The 1,008-nt window shown below is 56.8% G+C and carries 1 protein-coding gene; it reads right to left on the reverse strand.

Going from position 1 to position 1,008, the window contains the following annotated elements; translation table 11 throughout:
* Nucleotides 1–281: 281 nt before the first annotated feature.
* Nucleotides 282–1,008, reverse strand: a 727-nt coding sequence (locus CQ019_RS18145) for a transposase (protein WP_146113405.1), incomplete at its 5' end; no start/stop codon positions are given.

A 1,008-nucleotide genomic window follows, 5' to 3' on the forward strand; every position in this document is an offset into this window, starting at 1 on the left:
TGCTGAAGGCGGAGAACTTCCTTAGATTGTTGTGATTCTCGCCTCGGGTGAAGGCTCTGCACGCGACAAAAAAGGAACTCTGGATCTCCGTTGGGTGCTCTAGCCCAGATTTTTCATGGAGACTCTCAAGCCCACCGGATCGGTATCACGCCGGACTTCCGGTGGGTTTCCTGAATTCTGGTACGCCAAAGACCGGCCTTTCGCTGACGTCAGCGCCGGCCACCACGCACCGGAACCATGCCTTCCCTTGACTCGAAGCACCAAAACCACCGTTTGAAAGCTCAGGTTCGCAGCGGCCTGCCTGACCATCGCTGACGCAACCCGGTGATCTGTTCCTGGAGTGACAAGACCAATCCACACTCCGGTGCCTTCTGGTTGATCAGCAACCTGGGTTGGCGGCCACTCTTGGTCAGCTTCCCAGCCATGGACCACACACGGTACCGCCACCTTTTCACATCCCAGCTGACTGCTTCATGCCCAACTGGCAGGAGGACCAGCTGCAACCACGCAGTCAGGTTATAGGCAAACATTGCCAGGTTCGCCCACGCTTGATTCGCTGCAAACGACGTGAAAGGCAATTTCCCAAGTCCCGCGGCCTTCAAAGACTTGATCCTGTTCTCGCACCTTGCGCGCGCCCGGTGACGGGCATCCAAAAACGCGGGGTCGTAGCGTGGAGAGTTCGTCAGAAACGCGGTGACTCTATTCCCGTCCGTATCAAACAGGCTGGCTTTCGCCCCGGGATGCAACGGTTCAGCCCGAAGATAAATGCGGGAACCTGGCGGGTATCCAATGAGTTCAATAACCTTGGATGCATCAATCACCCACGCATTATCACGATGCTCACCATCGGCGGTGAGCGCCGGTTCCCAGTACTTCTTCTCATCGATCCACCGCACAAATCGTTCCTTCAGCACTGGCAGTGAATACGAGGTGGAGAACTGCAGGCCCAGCGAGTCAACATGCTTCAAGAACTCACGGGTGGCACCGGCACTATCGGTGCGGACCATG

Source organism: Arthrobacter sp. MYb229 (assembly GCF_002975405.1).
Taxonomy (GTDB): domain Bacteria; phylum Actinomycetota; class Actinomycetes; order Actinomycetales; family Micrococcaceae; genus Glutamicibacter.